This window comes from Kitasatospora sp. NPDC032121 (genome assembly GCF_055580145.1).
Genome location: NZ_JBVILX010000012.1, coordinates 1 through 13,015 on the forward strand (window position 1 = coordinate 1; position 13,015 = coordinate 13,015).

Annotated in this window: 11 protein-coding genes and 6 pseudogenes; 8 read left to right on the plus strand and 9 right to left on the minus strand. The window is 72.4% G+C overall.

Features of this window, described 5'->3' with window-relative positions; all coding sequences use genetic code 11:
* From kdpB to ACZ5OX_RS26225, 4 genes are all read right to left on the minus strand, one after another.
* A partial coding sequence (kdpB, locus tag ACZ5OX_RS26210; RefSeq protein WP_465633460.1) for a potassium-transporting ATPase subunit KdpB occupies positions 1-1,618 on the minus strand: 1,618 nt, incomplete at its 3' end.
* Positions 1,618-3,279: a potassium-transporting ATPase subunit KdpA gene (gene kdpA / locus ACZ5OX_RS26215; RefSeq protein ID WP_465633461.1), complete on the minus strand. Its 1,662-nt coding sequence runs from the start codon at positions 3,277-3,279 to the stop codon at positions 1,618-1,620. The genes kdpA and kdpB, both read right to left, overlap by 1 nt.
* Position 3,280: 1 nt before the next feature.
* Positions 3,281-3,370: a K(+)-transporting ATPase subunit F gene (gene kdpF / locus ACZ5OX_RS26220; RefSeq protein ID WP_207813806.1), complete on the minus strand. Its 90-nt coding sequence runs from the start codon at positions 3,368-3,370 to the stop codon at positions 3,281-3,283.
* 401 nt (positions 3,371-3,771) lie between these two features.
* Positions 3,772-6,261: a DUF4118 domain-containing protein gene (locus tag ACZ5OX_RS26225; RefSeq protein WP_465633463.1), complete on the minus strand. Its 2,490-nt coding sequence runs from the start codon at positions 6,259-6,261 to the stop codon at positions 3,772-3,774.
* Between the two features lie 239 nt (positions 6,262-6,500).
* Between ACZ5OX_RS26225 and ACZ5OX_RS26230 the strand changes: the two are divergent.
* A pseudogene (locus ACZ5OX_RS26230) lies at positions 6,501-6,569 on the plus strand (hypothetical protein); the annotation flags it as partial.
* Between the two features lie 16 nt (positions 6,570-6,585).
* Positions 6,586-6,705 (plus strand): annotated as a pseudogene (locus ACZ5OX_RS26235) (DUF1918 domain-containing protein); the annotation flags it as partial.
* On the opposite strand, the gene ACZ5OX_RS26240 reads toward ACZ5OX_RS26235, so the two are convergent.
* Complete coding sequence (locus tag ACZ5OX_RS26240) at positions 6,672-7,061, minus strand: rhodanese-like domain-containing protein (protein WP_465633464.1); 390 nt, start codon at positions 7,059-7,061, stop codon at positions 6,672-6,674. The pseudogene ACZ5OX_RS26235 and the gene ACZ5OX_RS26240 overlap by 34 nt on opposite strands.
* Positions 7,062-7,084: 23 nt before the next feature.
* Between ACZ5OX_RS26240 and ACZ5OX_RS26245 the strand changes: the two genes are divergently transcribed.
* Positions 7,085-7,687 (plus strand): chitin binding peritrophin-A domain-containing protein, encoded by a 603-nt coding sequence (locus ACZ5OX_RS26245; RefSeq protein WP_465633465.1) that lies wholly within the window; start codon positions 7,085-7,087, stop codon positions 7,685-7,687.
* Between the two features lie 139 nt (positions 7,688-7,826).
* Here the strand turns inward: ACZ5OX_RS26245 and ACZ5OX_RS26250 are convergent.
* From ACZ5OX_RS26250 to ACZ5OX_RS26260, 3 genes and pseudogenes are all read right to left on the minus strand, one after another.
* Positions 7,827-7,958, minus strand: a pseudogene (locus tag ACZ5OX_RS26250) (thioredoxin-disulfide reductase); the annotation flags it as partial.
* A pseudogene (locus ACZ5OX_RS26255) lies at positions 7,954-8,077 on the minus strand (thioredoxin-disulfide reductase); the annotation flags it as partial. The pseudogenes ACZ5OX_RS26250 and ACZ5OX_RS26255, both read right to left, overlap by 5 nt.
* A 12-nt stretch (positions 8,078-8,089) precedes the next feature.
* Complete coding sequence (locus ACZ5OX_RS26260) at positions 8,090-8,521, minus strand: arsenate reductase ArsC (protein ID WP_465633467.1); 432 nt, start codon at positions 8,519-8,521, stop codon at positions 8,090-8,092.
* 157 nt (positions 8,522-8,678) lie between these two features.
* On the opposite strand from ACZ5OX_RS26260, the gene ACZ5OX_RS26265 reads away from it, so the two are divergent.
* The 4 genes and pseudogenes from ACZ5OX_RS26265 to ACZ5OX_RS26280 all read left to right on the plus strand — a co-directional run.
* Complete coding sequence (locus ACZ5OX_RS26265) at positions 8,679-8,996, plus strand: ArsR/SmtB family transcription factor (protein ID WP_465633469.1); 318 nt, start codon at positions 8,679-8,681, stop codon at positions 8,994-8,996.
* The gene (arsB, locus tag ACZ5OX_RS26270) at positions 8,987-10,087 is read left to right on the plus strand and encodes an ACR3 family arsenite efflux transporter (RefSeq protein WP_465633678.1); all 1,101 of its coding nucleotides are present in this window, start codon (positions 8,987-8,989) and stop codon (positions 10,085-10,087) included. Before ACZ5OX_RS26265 ends, arsB begins: the two co-directional genes overlap by 10 nt.
* Before the next feature lie 93 nt (positions 10,088-10,180).
* Positions 10,181-10,600, plus strand: a pseudogene (locus tag ACZ5OX_RS26275) (flavoprotein); the annotation flags it as partial.
* Positions 10,601-10,635: 35 nt separating this feature from the next.
* Positions 10,636-11,084 (plus strand): annotated as a pseudogene (locus ACZ5OX_RS26280) (MFS transporter); the annotation flags it as partial.
* Between the two features lie 376 nt (positions 11,085-11,460).
* On the opposite strand, the gene ACZ5OX_RS26285 reads toward ACZ5OX_RS26280, so the two are convergent.
* On the minus strand, positions 11,461-12,108 hold the full coding sequence (locus ACZ5OX_RS26285) for a helix-turn-helix domain-containing protein (protein WP_465633471.1): 648 nt from the start codon (positions 12,106-12,108) through the stop codon (positions 11,461-11,463).
* A 71-nt stretch (positions 12,109-12,179) separates the two neighbouring features.
* On the opposite strand from ACZ5OX_RS26285, the gene ACZ5OX_RS26290 reads away from it, so the two are divergent.
* A complete protein-coding gene (locus ACZ5OX_RS26290) occupies positions 12,180-12,989 on the plus strand; it encodes an IclR family transcriptional regulator (protein WP_465633473.1) in 810 nt (269 codons plus the stop codon).
* The last annotated feature ends 26 nt before the right edge of the window (positions 12,990-13,015 follow it).

Sequence of the window (13,015 nt, forward strand, 5' to 3'; positions counted from 1 at the left end):
TCGCGACCAGCTTGCCGCCCTCCTGCTCCTTCTTGATCAGGGCCATCTTGTCCTCGGGCGTGGCCTCGGCGAGGAAGTCGTCCACGCCGGCCTCCCCGGCGATGGCCCGGGCGGTCAGCGGGTTGTCGCCGGTGATCATGACGGTCCTGATGCCCATCCGGCGCAGGTCCGCGAAGCGCTCCCGGATGCCCTGTTTGACGACGTCCTTGAGGTGGATGACCCCGAGGACGCGGGCGGGGTCGCTCCCGTACCGGTCGGCGACGACCAGGGGGGTGCCGCCGAGGGCGGAGATGCCGTCGACCAGCGGCCCGATCTCGTGGCCGGCCGTGCCGCCGTTCTGTTCCACCCAGCGGATCACCGCGCCCGCCGCGCCCTTGCGGATGTGCCGGGGCACACCGTCCTCGATCAGGTCGGCGCCGCTCATCCGGGTCTGCGCGGAGAACTTGATCCACACGGCGCGTCCGAGCTCGTCCTGGGTCCGGGCCCGCAGCCCGTACGCCTCCTTGGCGAGGACGACGATGGAACGGCCCTCCGGGGTCTCGTCGGCGAGGCTGGAGAGCTGCGCGGCATCGACGAACCGTGTCACGTCCACGCCTCCGACCGGGGTGAACTCGGAGGCCTGGCGGTTGCCGAAGGTGATGGTGCCGGTCTTGTCGAGCAGCAGCGTCGACACGTCGCCGGCGGCCTCGACGGCGCGGCCGGACAGGGCGAGCACGTTGCGCTGCACCAGGCGGTCCATGCCGGCGATGCCGATCGCGGAGAGCAGCGCGCCGATGGTGGTCGGGATGAGCGCCACGATCAGGGCGACCAGGACGACGATGCTCTGCTCCGCCCCGGCATAGGAGGCCATCGGCTGGAGCGTGACGACCGCGACCAGGAAGACGACGGTCAGCGAGGCCAGCAGGATGTCGAGGGCGATCTCGTTGGGCGTCTTCTGCCGGGCGGCGCCCTCGACCAGCGCGATCATCCGGTCGATGAAGGTCTCCCCCGGCCTGGAGGTGATCTTGACGACGATCCGGTCGGACAGCACCCTGGTGCCGCCGGTGACGGCGCTGCGGTCGCCGCCGGACTCGCGGATCACCGGCGCGGACTCACCGGTGATCGCCGACTCGTCGACGGAGGCCAGCCCCTCCACCACGTCGCCGTCGCCGGGGATGGTCTGCCCGGCCTCGACCACCACGTGGTCGCCGAGCCGCAGTTCGGCGGCCGGGACCTCCTCTTCCGGGGCCTCGCCGAGGCCGGGCCGCCACGGCACGGTGAGCCGCCGGGCGACGGTCTCGGTCCGGGTGCGGCGCAGCGTGGCTGCCTGGGCCTTGCCCCGGCCCTCGGCCACAGCCTCGGCGAGGTTCGCGAAGACCACCGTCAGCCAGAGCCAGGCCGTGATCAGCCAGGCGAAGAGGCTGGCGTGCCGGATCGCCGAGTAGGTGGTCAGCACCGAGCCGACCTCCACGACGAACATGACCGGGCGCCGGGCCATCGCCCGGGGGTCGAGCTTGCGCAGCGCGTCGGGGAGGGAGCGCACCAACTGCTCGGGGTCCAGCAGCCCGCCGACCACCCGGTGTGCCTCGTGCACCGGCGGCTTCGGTGTCGACGGCGGCTTCGGTGTCGGCGCGGACATCACCGCAGCCCTTCCGCCAGCGGCCCGAGGGCGACGGCCGGGAAGTAGGTCAGCCCGACGACGATCAGGACGACCCCGGTGAGCATGCCCACGAACAGCGGCCGGTGGGTGGGCAGGGTACCGGCCGTCGCGGGGACGGTGCGCTGGCGCGCCAGCGATCCGGCCAGCGCGACGACGAAGACCATCGGCAGCAGTCGGCCGAACAGCATGGCCAGGCCGAGGGCGGTCTGCCACCAGGTGCTGGTGGCGGTGAGGCCGGCGAAGGCGGAGCCGTTGTTGTTGGCGGCCGAGGTGAAGGCGTAGAGGATCTCGGAGAACCCGTGCGGGCCGCTGTTGAGCGCGGCGGAGCGCTCGTCGCGGAAGATCATCGCCGTCCCGGTGCCGATCAGGACGATCGCCGGGGTGCTGAGGATGTAGAGGGCGGAGAACTTCATCTCCCGGCCGCCGAGCTTCTTGCCCAGGTACTCGGGGGTACGGCCGACCATCAGACCGGCCACGAAGACGGTGATCACGGCGAGGATCAGCATGCCGTAGAGGCCGGAGCCCGCACCGCCCGGCGCGATCTCACCGAGCATCATGTCGACGAGCAGGACGCCGCCGCCCAGGGGCGTGAAGGAGTCGTGGGCGGCGTTCGCCGCGCCGGTCGACGTCAGGGTGGTGGAGGCTGCGAAGAGCGCGGTGGCCGAGATGCCGAGGCGGACCTCCTTGCCCTCCATCGCGGCGCCGGCCGCCCGCAGCGCGCTCCCCTGGTGCTGCCACTCGAAGAACGCCGTCAGGACGGTGGAGCCGACCCAGAGCAGCGCCATCACGGCGACGATCGCGTATCCCTGGCGCCGGTCGCCGACCATCGTCCCGAAGGTGCGGGGCAGCGCGAAGCCGATCACCAGCAGCAGGAAGACCTCCAGCCAGTTGGTGAGCGGGTCGGGGTTCTCGAAGGGGTGGGCCGAGTTCGCGTTGTAGAACCCGCCACCGTTGGTGCCGAGCTCCTTGATGACCTCCTGGGACGCGACGGGCCCGCCCGGGAGGGTCTGGGTGCCTCCGCCCAGCGTGCCGATCTGCTCGGCGGCGTGCAGGTTCTCGACCATCCCGGCGGCCACGAAGACGATCGCGAAGACCACCGACACCGGCAGCAGCAGCCGGATCGTCACCCGGGTGACGTCCACCCAGAAGTTGCCCACCCGGTCGGCCCCGGTGCGGGCGAAGCCGCGGATCAACGCGGCGGCGACGGCGATCCCCACCGCCGCGGACAGGAAGTTCTGCACCGCGAGACCAGCCATCTGCACCAGGTGGCCCATCGTCGACTCGCCCGAGTACGACTGCCAGTTGGTGTTGGTCACGAAGGAGACCGCGGTGTTCCAGGCCATCGCCGCCGGGACGGCGGGGAAGCCCAGGGAGAGCCACAGGTGGTCCTGGAGGCGCTGGAAGGCGTAGAGGAAGAGCACCGAGACGGCCGAGAACGCCAGCACGCCCCGCAGGTAGGCGGGCCAGGCCTGGTCGGCGTCCCCGTTCACCCCGACGAGCCGGTAGACGCCCCGTTCGACCCGCAGGTGCCGGCGGCTGGTCAGCAGGTGCGCCAGGTAGTCACCCAGCGGCCGGTGGGACAGCACGAGTGCCGCCACCAGGGCCAGCGCCTGTAGGACCCCCGCGAGCACCGGGTCCATCTCAGAACCGCTCGGGGAAGACGAGCGCCAACACCAGGTAGACGACGAGCGCGCCCGCCACCACCAGCCCGAGAACGTTGTCCGCCGTCACAGCCGCTCCACACCCTTCGCCAGCAGCGCGAGCACGCCGAACGCAAGGATCGTCACACCGACGTAGGCCAGGTCCACCATGGATATTCACGCTCCGCGATCGGGTTCGGCTCGTCATCCGGTGATCCGAGTCTCGGGGGCCCCCTCCGGCGCTGCCGACTTCTCCTAAGCCATCGGGGAGCTGACACGACACCGGACCCGCCTGTCGCCACAGGCAGAGCCCTGCGAAGAGCCCGTCGAAGCCCAGGACAGCGTGGGCGACGAAGCCCGCACCGCCCTGCACCGCCACCGCACCGCCCGCACCGCCACCGCACCGCCCACACCGCCACCGCACCGCCCACACCGCCACCGCACCGCCCACACCGCTACCGCACCGCTACCTCACCGCCCGCACCCTCGGCATCAGCGACGATCCCCACCAGACCCTCGCCGGCCACCTTCTCCCGAGGACTCCCCCGTACGGCCCGGGTGTGCCGCCGACGAGGGGCCCCTCGTCCCCGGTCCCCGGCCGGGCTCGACGCGGACCAGGCTGAGCACGTAGGCGGTGCCGCCGCCCACTGCCTCCTCCGCCGCCAGTTCGCCGTTCATCGCCTCCACGAAGCCCCGCGCCACCGCCGGGCCTGCCCCCTCCGCTCCGAACCGGTCGCCGTGGACGGTGATCCGGACGTCCACCCGCCCCGCCACCTCACCGGCGTCGACCACCACCGGCCCGGCGGCCCCCGCGGCCAGAAGATCCGCGACCGCCCGTTCCAGCAGCCCCGGATCGACCAGCACCGGCGGCAGGGCCGCCGTCAGGTCGATGCGCACGCGGGGCACTCCCTCGGCGGCCGCCCGGAGCACCTCGGCCACCTCCGTCGGCCGCAGCACCACCGGCATCACCCCGGCCCGCAGCCGGCTCAGGTCCAGCAGGTTGGCGGTCAGCCGCTCCATCCGCTCCACCTCGACGCCGATCCGCCCGGCCGGACCCTGCAGCCGCTCGGCCTCCCGGCGCACCGCCGCCAGAGGCGCCCGCAGGTCCCGTCCGACGGCTTCCAGCAGCGCGGTGTGCAGCGCGTCGATGTGCGCGAGCTCCCCGGCCGCCGCGGCCTGGACAGCCAGCCGCTCCCGATCCCGGGCCAGCTTCAGCTGGGTGACGTACGGCCCGAGCAGCCGGGTGTCCTCCTCGGTGAGCGGCGCCCCGCGCAGGACCAGGACAGCGCCGTCCCCCAGCTCGACGGACCAGGACGCCTCGTCGGGCCGGAGCGGCACCGTCGCGCCGGCCCGGGCCTCCGGGCGCCAGAGCTCGCCGGCGCGGACGAGCACGGCGGCAGCGTCCAGGCCGAAGGTCTCCCGCAGCTCCGCCACCAGATCCGCCGGCACCCTGGCCCCGGCGTCGACCGTCTCCCCCGCCAGCCTGGCGAGGACGGCCGCCTCCGCGCGAGCCCGGCCCGCCTGCTGCGAACGCCGCGTCAGCCCGTCGATCAGATGGGAGATCACCCCGGCCACCGCGAGGAACAGCAGCAGCGCGGCGAGGTCGGCGCCACGGCGCACCGTCAGGCTGTACCGCGGGGTGGTGAAGAGGAAGTCCGCCGCCAGCGCCCCGGCGGCCGTGCCGCCGGCGGCCGGCAGCAGCCCGCCGAGCCGGGCCGTCCCCGCCACCACCAGCAGCAGGCACAGCAGCACCCCGGACAGGCCGAGCGCCTCGTGCAGCGGCGACAGCGCCCAGGTCAGCGCCACCGCCCCGACCGGCCCCAGCAGCCACGCCAGCCGGCGCCGACGGGCCGGGACCAGCGCCGGGCGGCGGCGCCGGGGCGCGGGCGGCACCCGAAGCGGTCCCGGTTCCGGCGGCGGAAGCACGTGCACGTCGATCGGGCCGGCCGACCGGATCACCCGGTTGATCACCGAGCCGGAGACCAGCTCGCGCAGCCTGCTGCGGCTGGTGGGGCCGAGGAGGATCTGCGTGGCGCTCTCCGAGCGGGCGAAGTCCACCAGCGCCCGGGCGACGTCGGTGCCGCTCACCTCGACGTAGCCGCCGCGCAGCTCCCGGAGCAGGTCCCGCTGCGCCGCGAGGCCGGGCGGCTCCCGCTCGGCGGTGCCGTCGTCCAGCCGGACGTGCACGCCGATGAGGTCGCCGTGCACCCGGGTCGCGATGCGGGCGCCCCGGCGGATCAGGTGCGCGCCCTGCCCGGCGCCGTCAAGGGCGACCACGATCCGCTCCTTGGTCTCCCAGGGGGCCCGGATGCCGTGCCTGGCCCGGTAGTCGGCCAGCTCCTCCTCCACCCGGTCGGCGAGCCAGAGCAGGGCCAGTTCCCGCAGCGCCCCGAGGTTGCCGGCCCGGAAGTAGTGCTCCAGCGCCACGTCGATCCGCTCCGGAGGGTAGACCTCCCCCTGGGCCATCCGCGCCCGCAGCGCCTGCGGGCTGAGGTCGACCAGCTCGATCCGGTCTGCGGCACGCACCACCTCGTCGGGGACGGTCTCGCGCTGGGCGACGCCGGTGATCTGCTCGACCACGTCGTTGAGGCTCTCCAGGTGCTGGATGTTGAGCGTGGTGGCGACGTCGATCCCGGCGTCCAGCAGTTCCCGCACATCCTGCCAGCGCTTCTCGTTCCGCCCGCCGGGCACATTGGTGTGCGCGAGCTCGTCCACCAGCGCGAGCGCCGGTCGGCGGCGCAGCAGCGCGTCCAGATCCAGTTCGGTCAGGGCCACCCCCCGGTAGGTGCGCGGCTCCCGCGGCTGCACGGGCAGGCCGGCGAGCTGTTCCTCCGTCCCGCGCCGGCCGTACGTCTCGACCAGGCCGACCACCACGTCCAGGCCCCCGTCGGAGAGCCGCCGGCCCTCCCGGAGCATGGCGTAGGTCTTCCCCACCCCCGGTGCCGCCCCCAGGAACACCCGCAGCTTCCCGATCACCGCCACCCGCCACCTCCTCCGCCTCCACGTCCATGCTGCGCCGTCCCCGGCGACGGTCCCACCCGACGACGACGCGACGACGAACGGCCACCGAGGCGAACGGCCGCCGGGGCGAACGGCCGCCGGGGCGAACGGCCTCGTCACCGGGACCGTCCGGCCCCTGCCGGGGCCCGCGATCGGTGGTGCCACGGAAGCACCGATGGCCGGGCTCTCCCCCGGACCTGCACCGAGCCGGGGAGGCCGCCATGAGAGCCGCCGTGGGAGACCGCATCATCGTCCAGGGCACCCGGCCGGGCGCGGTCCGCCGGGACGGCGAGATCGTCGGGCTGCGCCCGGCCGGACGGCAGCCCGCCCTACGACGTCCGGTGGTCCGACCAGGAGCGGGTCACGGAGTACTTGGGCCGGGGCGGTCGGGGTCAGGCCTGCGGGGCGGTCTCCCAGGCGCCGTAGCCGCCGATGAGAGCGTAGGCGTGCCGGTGGCCGTGGTGGCGCAGCAGGCTGGCGGCGATGGAGGAGCGGCTGCCGCCGGCGCAGTGGAGGACGAGGGGGCGGTCGGTGGGCAGTTCGCCGTGGCGGATGGGGAGTTCGGCGAGGGGGAGGTGGATCGAGCCGGGGATGGCGCCGGCCTCGCGTTCGGCGGCGCCGCGGACGTCGACGACCAGCGGGGGCTGGGGCCGGCGAGGTGCGACTGTCTCAGTTTGTTCGAACGCGACGCACGGGGAGTCACGGGTCGGATCACCCGAGCCGCTCGGGATCCGGCCGTTCTCGTCGGTTCCACACCGTCGCCTCCGGTCGCTGACCGACACGAGCCGCAAGCCGAGGAACGCCCATGCCCGAACAGTCCGTTCAGACCACCCGCCGACTCGCGCGCTCGCTCGCCTGGGCGGCGCTCGGCGCGACACTGGCCGCCGCTTCGCCCATCATCATGGCTTCTCCGGCGAGTGCCGATGGGCCCAACAAGGTTTGCGGTGGCGGGTTCTACGCTCCGTTCCCGGGAGACCCGACGAAGTTCCTCCAGTGCGACGACTTCGGGCACGTGTTCACGATGGAGTGCCCGAGCGGCCTGTGGTTCGACCCCACCCGGAACGTCTGCAACTACCCGGAGGAAGTCGCCTCCGAACACACCACCCTCACCGCCGGGGCCGCCGCCCTGATTGGGGATCCCCTCCAGGTGACGGGCCTGACCGCGACGCTGCGCGGCCGGACCGACAACGACCGGATGTACGTGGTCTCCGGGTTCACCATCACCTTCACCGACGTCAACGATGATGTCCTGTGCACCGCCGAGACGGACATCAACGGCATTGCCGGGTGCGACAGTTCCGATGGCCTGACAACCAGTGCCGACATCCTGCGACAGGGGTACACCGCCACCTTCACCGCCGGCGGGAAACCCACCGCCAACTCGGCCACCGGCACGGTCTCCGGCTGAACTGACCCACGGCCTGGTGCCGGGGCGGTCCGCGGAGAGCCCACTTCCCGCCCCAGCAGCAGTAGATGGAAGAACAGCGACACAGCATGGATCCGGCCGAGGCGGCTGTCTCCGGGCCGGACGGGAGTGACGACGTCCGTCAGACAGCCGGCACGAGCTCCGGGGTGCCCCCGTCGAGGTCGTCGGTGCGCAGGTCCACGAACACGGCCAGGTAGCGCTCAGCGTCCAGGGCAGCGGAGCAGCCGGTGCCGGAGGCGGTGATGGCCCCCCTCGACGACCAGCGGCTCAAGGGAGGAGCGGGCCGTTCTTCCAGAGAGCGGCCGTGTACCCGGCCGAGCCGGAACCGATGATGATGACCTCGCGCACCTCGGCGCCGGTCTCGGTGTTCATCGACATGCCGGCTCAGCTCTCCCGCTCGGCAGCGGCCTTGGCGTCGATCTCGACGATGAGGCCCTCGATGAGGGTCTTGATCTCGTCGCGGATCGGGCGCACGGCCTCGACGCCCTGGCCGGCCGGGTCCTCCAGCTTCCGGTCGAGGTACGTCTTGCCGGGGAAGTACGGGCAGGCGTCGCCACAGCCCATGGTGATGACGTAGTCGGACGCCTGGACGGCCTCGGCGGTGAGGATCTTCGGCGTCTGCTCGGAGATGTCGATGCCCAACTCGGCCATGGCGGCAACGGCGGCGGGGTTGACCTGGTCTCCCGGCATGGAACCGGCGGAGCGCACCTCGACACGGTCGCCCGCGAGGTTGGTCAGGAAACCTGCGGCCATCTGCGAGCGGCCGGCGTTGTGAATACAGACGAACAGGACGGACGCGGCGGGAGAGGTGGTCATCAGAACTCTTCCTGGGATCGGCCCGCGCGGCGGGATACGGGCGGCGGAGGTGTGCACGGAGCACGCGGAAACCGGGGCCCTCTCGGCCGTGACCGGCGGAGCGGCAGGCCGGACGGTGGCTTGGAAGCGCTGCCGACATCGACTAACGTATCAGCCCATGGTGATATCAGTCGATAGTGATGTGTTGCTCAAGGCGGTGGCGGACCCGCTGAGGATGCGGATCCTCACGCTGGTCGCCGAGGAGGCCCTGTGCACGACGCACCTGGTCGAGGCCACCGGCGCCCGGCAGACCAATCTGTCGAACCACCTGAAGATCCTGCGTGACGCCGGGCTCGTGGACACCGAGCCGTGCGGCCGCTTCACCTATTACAAGCTCCGCCCGGAAGCCCTGGAGTCCCTCGCCGGCTTCCTCTGCGGTCTCGCCGCCACCGCCCGCGCGAGCGCGAGCGCCGACAAGAAGAGGGCCTGCCCGTGACCGCGACCAAGGCCGCCGATCAGGAGGGGCCGGTGGGCAAGCTCTCCACCCTGGACCGTTTCCTCCCGGTGTGGATCATCGCCGCCATGGGGATCGGCCTCGGTCTGGGCCGCGCCGTGCCCGGCCTGAACGACGCGCTCAGCCAGGTAGAGGTCGGCGGCGTCTCGCTGCCCATCGGCCTGGGCCTGCTGGTCATGATGTACCCGGTCCTCGCCAAGGTCCGCTACGACCGCCTCCACACCGTCACCGGCGACAAGAAGCTGATGGTCTCCTCCCTGGTGATCAACTGGCTCATCGGCCCGGCCGTGATGTTCGCCCTGGCCTGGGCGTTTCTGCCGAACCTGCCCGAGTACCGCACCGGCCTGATCATCGTCGGCCTGGCCCGCTGCATCGCCATGGTCATCATCTGGAACGACCTCGCCTGCGGCGACCGCGAGGCCGCCGCCGTCCTCGTCGCCCTCAACAGCGTCTTCCAGGTCATCGCCTTCGGGCTGCTCGGCTGGTTCTACCTGGACATCCTGCCCGGCTGGCTGGGCCTCGCCCAGGACAACCTGCACTTCTCCGTCGGCAAGATCGTCGTCAACGTCCTCGTCTTCCTCGGCATCCCGCTGCTCGCCGGCTTCCTCACCCGTCGCATCGGCGAGAAGAAGCTGGGCCGCGAACGCTACGAGCAGAAGTTCCTGCCGAAGATCGGCCCGTGGGCCCTGTACGGCCTGCTGTTCACGATCGTGATCCTCTTCGCCCTCCAGGGCAAGACCATCACCGGCCGTCCCGGCGACGTCGCCCGCATCGCCCTGCCCCTGCTCGCCTACTTCGCGATCATGTGGTTCGCCACCTTCGCCCTCGGCAAGACCATCGGCCTCGCCTACGACCGCACCGCCACCCTCGCCTTCACCGCCGCGGGCAACAACTTCGAACTCGCCATCGCCGTGGCCATCGCGACCTTCGGCGTCACCTCCGGCCAAGCCCTCTCCGGAGTCGTCGGCCCCCTCATCGAGGTGCCCGTCCTCGTCGCCCTGGTCTACGTCTCCCTCGCGATGCGCAAGAAGTTCGCCATCACGACCACACCGGCCGTCGGGCCGTCTCGGTGACCCACCCCACCGGCGCGGCGCCGCTCTCCGGAGGACTCAGGTGAGCGGCACCGCGCGGCGCACCCAGGTCGTGGTGGTCGGCGGCGGGCAGGCCGCCTCGGCCTCGACGAGCGCCTCCAGGCCCCCACCGCGCTCGCCCCGCTGATCGACCCCAACGAGCACTCCTGCGGCACCGTCTACCCGCACGGGGTGAAGGAGCTGGCCCACCCCGAGAAGGACGCCTACCTGGCCGGTATGAAGTCCTACGGCCGCGCCCCGTCCTTCCTCGCCATGACTGGCTACGAGCAGGTCCGCTCCATCGCCGCCCACCTCGCCGGCGACCACGAGGCCGCCGCCCGCGTCGAACTCACCCTCCCCGAAACCGGCGTGTGCGGCGGGGCCGGCCTCTTCGACGAGCCCGACGCCGCCCAGGGCGGCGGTGGCTGCTGCTCCGTCCCGGCGGCACCGGCCGCACCGCAGGTGCTGAGCATCGGCCTCGGCGCTCCCGCCGCCGACTCCAACCAGTGCTGCTGAAAACCAACGTGACTGTCACCCGGAGGAGCGCGGCCATGACCGGTTCATGGGACCGGTCACGGCCGCGCGCCGCCCTGCCCGCCCTGTGCGTCACCCGTCACCCAGATGACCAGCTGGGGAATCGTGTACTACGCCTTCCCCGTGCTCAATCCCCACAGCACTCCGACACCGACTGGGGCACACCGCAGACCACCGCAGCGTTCACGGCCCCCTGCTCGTCCCGGCACTCGCCGGCCTCCCCATCGGCCACATCATCGACCGCCACGGCCCGCGCACCGTGATGACCGTCGGCTCCGTCATCGGCGGCCTCGCCCTGGTCGGCATCGCATCCGCCCCGAACCTGCCCGTCTTCTTCGCCGCCTGGCTGCTCGCCGGCCTCGCGATGGCCGCCACCTTCTACCAGCCGGCCTGCGCCGCCCTCACCCGCTGGCACCAGCCCGACCACGTCCGCGCGCTCGTCGGCGTCGTCGCCTGCGGCCCGCTGATGCCGGCCCTGCCGGTGGCGGTCGCCGGAGCGGGCAACTCCTCGGCCACGACGGCCAACTCCTGTGCGCCCGGCGGCAATCCGCAGGGCGTGGATTCAGCTGCCGTCGCGGCGCAGGTCGAGTCGGTCCTGAAGGGATCCAGCCCGCTCAGCGCCCCGAGCGTCATGGGGCTGGGCAAGCCCGATGAGCAGATCCCCAACGCCCGGCCATCCAGGCCACCGGTGTCGCGATGCCGGCGACCAGCTCCTTGCCCGCTGGCTCGACGCCGTGGCCGAGATCCTGGGCCTGCGTCAAGCCGTCCGCTCGATCGGTGGACCCGTCTGAGCCGGTCGGGACACGACGGGTATCCGTGGTGCCCTGCGGGGCGCGGGCGGCTCAGGCGCCGCCTCGGGTGGCGGCGGGGTCGAACTGGCGGACCTGGGGGATCGTGGTGACCAGTTGGGCGACGACCCGGTCGCTGAGGCAGACGTGCTGGTAGGGGATGTCGCCGGGGAAGCGGACGAAGTCGCCGGCCGCGAGGTCGACGGGGTCGGTGAGTGGCCCGGTGCGCAGTTTGCCGGTGACGACGTAGAGGTGGTGCAGGGTTCCGGCGGGGTGGAGCGGTGCCGGCTGGGGGGCCTCGTCGCCGCGTTCGAGGCGGAGGACGAGGGTGCGGACGTAACCGGATCCGTAGGTCTCGTCGAGGAGGCGCTCGCTCCAGTTGACGGTGCGTAGCCACTCGCCGTCGGCCTGGCGCTGGACGTACACGGGAGTGCCCCACTCGGTGAGGAGGCGGCGCGCGGGGACGTCCAGGGCGGCCCCCAGGAGGGACAGGGTCTCCACGGTGGGATTGCCCGAGCCCTGTTCGATCTTCGACAGCGTCTGCTTGGACAGGCCGGAACGTCGGGCGAGTTCGCCGAGTGACATGCCCCGTTCGAGCCGGAAGCGGCGTACGTTGCGGGCGACGAGGTCGTTCTCACGCGCCATGGCGTCACTTTTATTGCTCACCGTGTCAATGTTGACGGACGCTCGCTGGGTTCGCATGATTGTCCAGTAAATTTTGTCAAAAGGTTCACTAAAAGTGACACCGCTGCTCCAAGCCGAGGTGAAACACGATGACCGCCACCCTCGTCGGTTCCGAGCGTGACGACCGGGCCGCTGTCGACAAGGCCATCAGCCTCCTCGTCGCCCTGGGCGACCGGGCCAGCGGCGGGGCGGGAGTGAGCGAGCTCGCCCGCCGGGCGCAGCTGAGCAAGTCCACCGCCCACCGAGTCCTGGGCATGCTGGAGCGCAACGGCGTCGTCGAGCGGGTCGGCACCGACTACCGGCTCGGGGAGCGGCTGCACCACCTCGGGCGGGCCGTCTACGCGCCCGACGCCGAACACGTGCGGGACTTCCTGCTGCCCTACCTCGCCGACCTGTACGAGGCGACCCGGGAGACCGTGCACCTGGCGGTGCTGCACGACACGTCCGTCGTCTACCTGGCGAAGCTCTACGGGCACCGCAGCGCCTCGGTGCCCTCACGGATCGGAGGCCGGCTGCCCGCCCACGCCACGGCGGTCGGGAAGGTGCTGCTGGCCTACGACACCCAGGCGGCCGAGCAGGCGATGAGCGAGCCCCTGGCCGCCTTCACGGACCGGACGATCCGCCGGGCGGACGAACTGGCGGCCGAGCTGGAGCGGATCCGCTGCACCGGAGTGGCCTACGACGACGAGGAGTACCAGCCGGGCCTGGTCTGCGTGGCCGCCCCGGTGCTGGGGCGGGGCGGCGCTCCGGTCGCGGCCCTGTCGATGGCGGGCCGACGGGGGCGGACGGACACCCGGCGGCTGAGCGCGGAGGTCCGGCGGGTGGCCTCGGCCGCCTCACACGCCTGGCCGACGGCCCGGGTGCGGCGCTCGCAGCCGGCGCGGAACATCGCCGGCTGAGCGCACGGATTGACGTGGAAGGGGGG

Excerpts from the sequence above, each read along its gene's own strand:
- kdpA (WP_465633461.1), bottom strand. The coding sequence starts at position 3,279 with ATGGACCCGGTGCTCGCGGGGGTCCTACAGGCGCTGGCCCTGGTGGCG.
- ACZ5OX_RS26245 (WP_465633465.1), top strand. The coding sequence starts at position 7,085 with ATGCCCGAACAGTCCGTTCAGACCACCCGCCGACTCGCGCGCTCGCTC.
- ACZ5OX_RS26260 (WP_465633467.1), bottom strand. The coding sequence starts at position 8,521 with ATGACCACCTCTCCCGCCGCGTCCGTCCTGTTCGTCTGTATTCACAAC.
- ACZ5OX_RS26265 (WP_465633469.1), top strand. The coding sequence starts at position 8,679 with ATGGTGATATCAGTCGATAGTGATGTGTTGCTCAAGGCGGTGGCGGAC.
- ACZ5OX_RS26285 (WP_465633471.1), bottom strand. The coding sequence starts at position 12,108 with ATGCGAACCCAGCGAGCGTCCGTCAACATTGACACGGTGAGCAATAAA.
- ACZ5OX_RS26290 (WP_465633473.1), top strand. The coding sequence starts at position 12,180 with ATGACCGCCACCCTCGTCGGTTCCGAGCGTGACGACCGGGCCGCTGTC.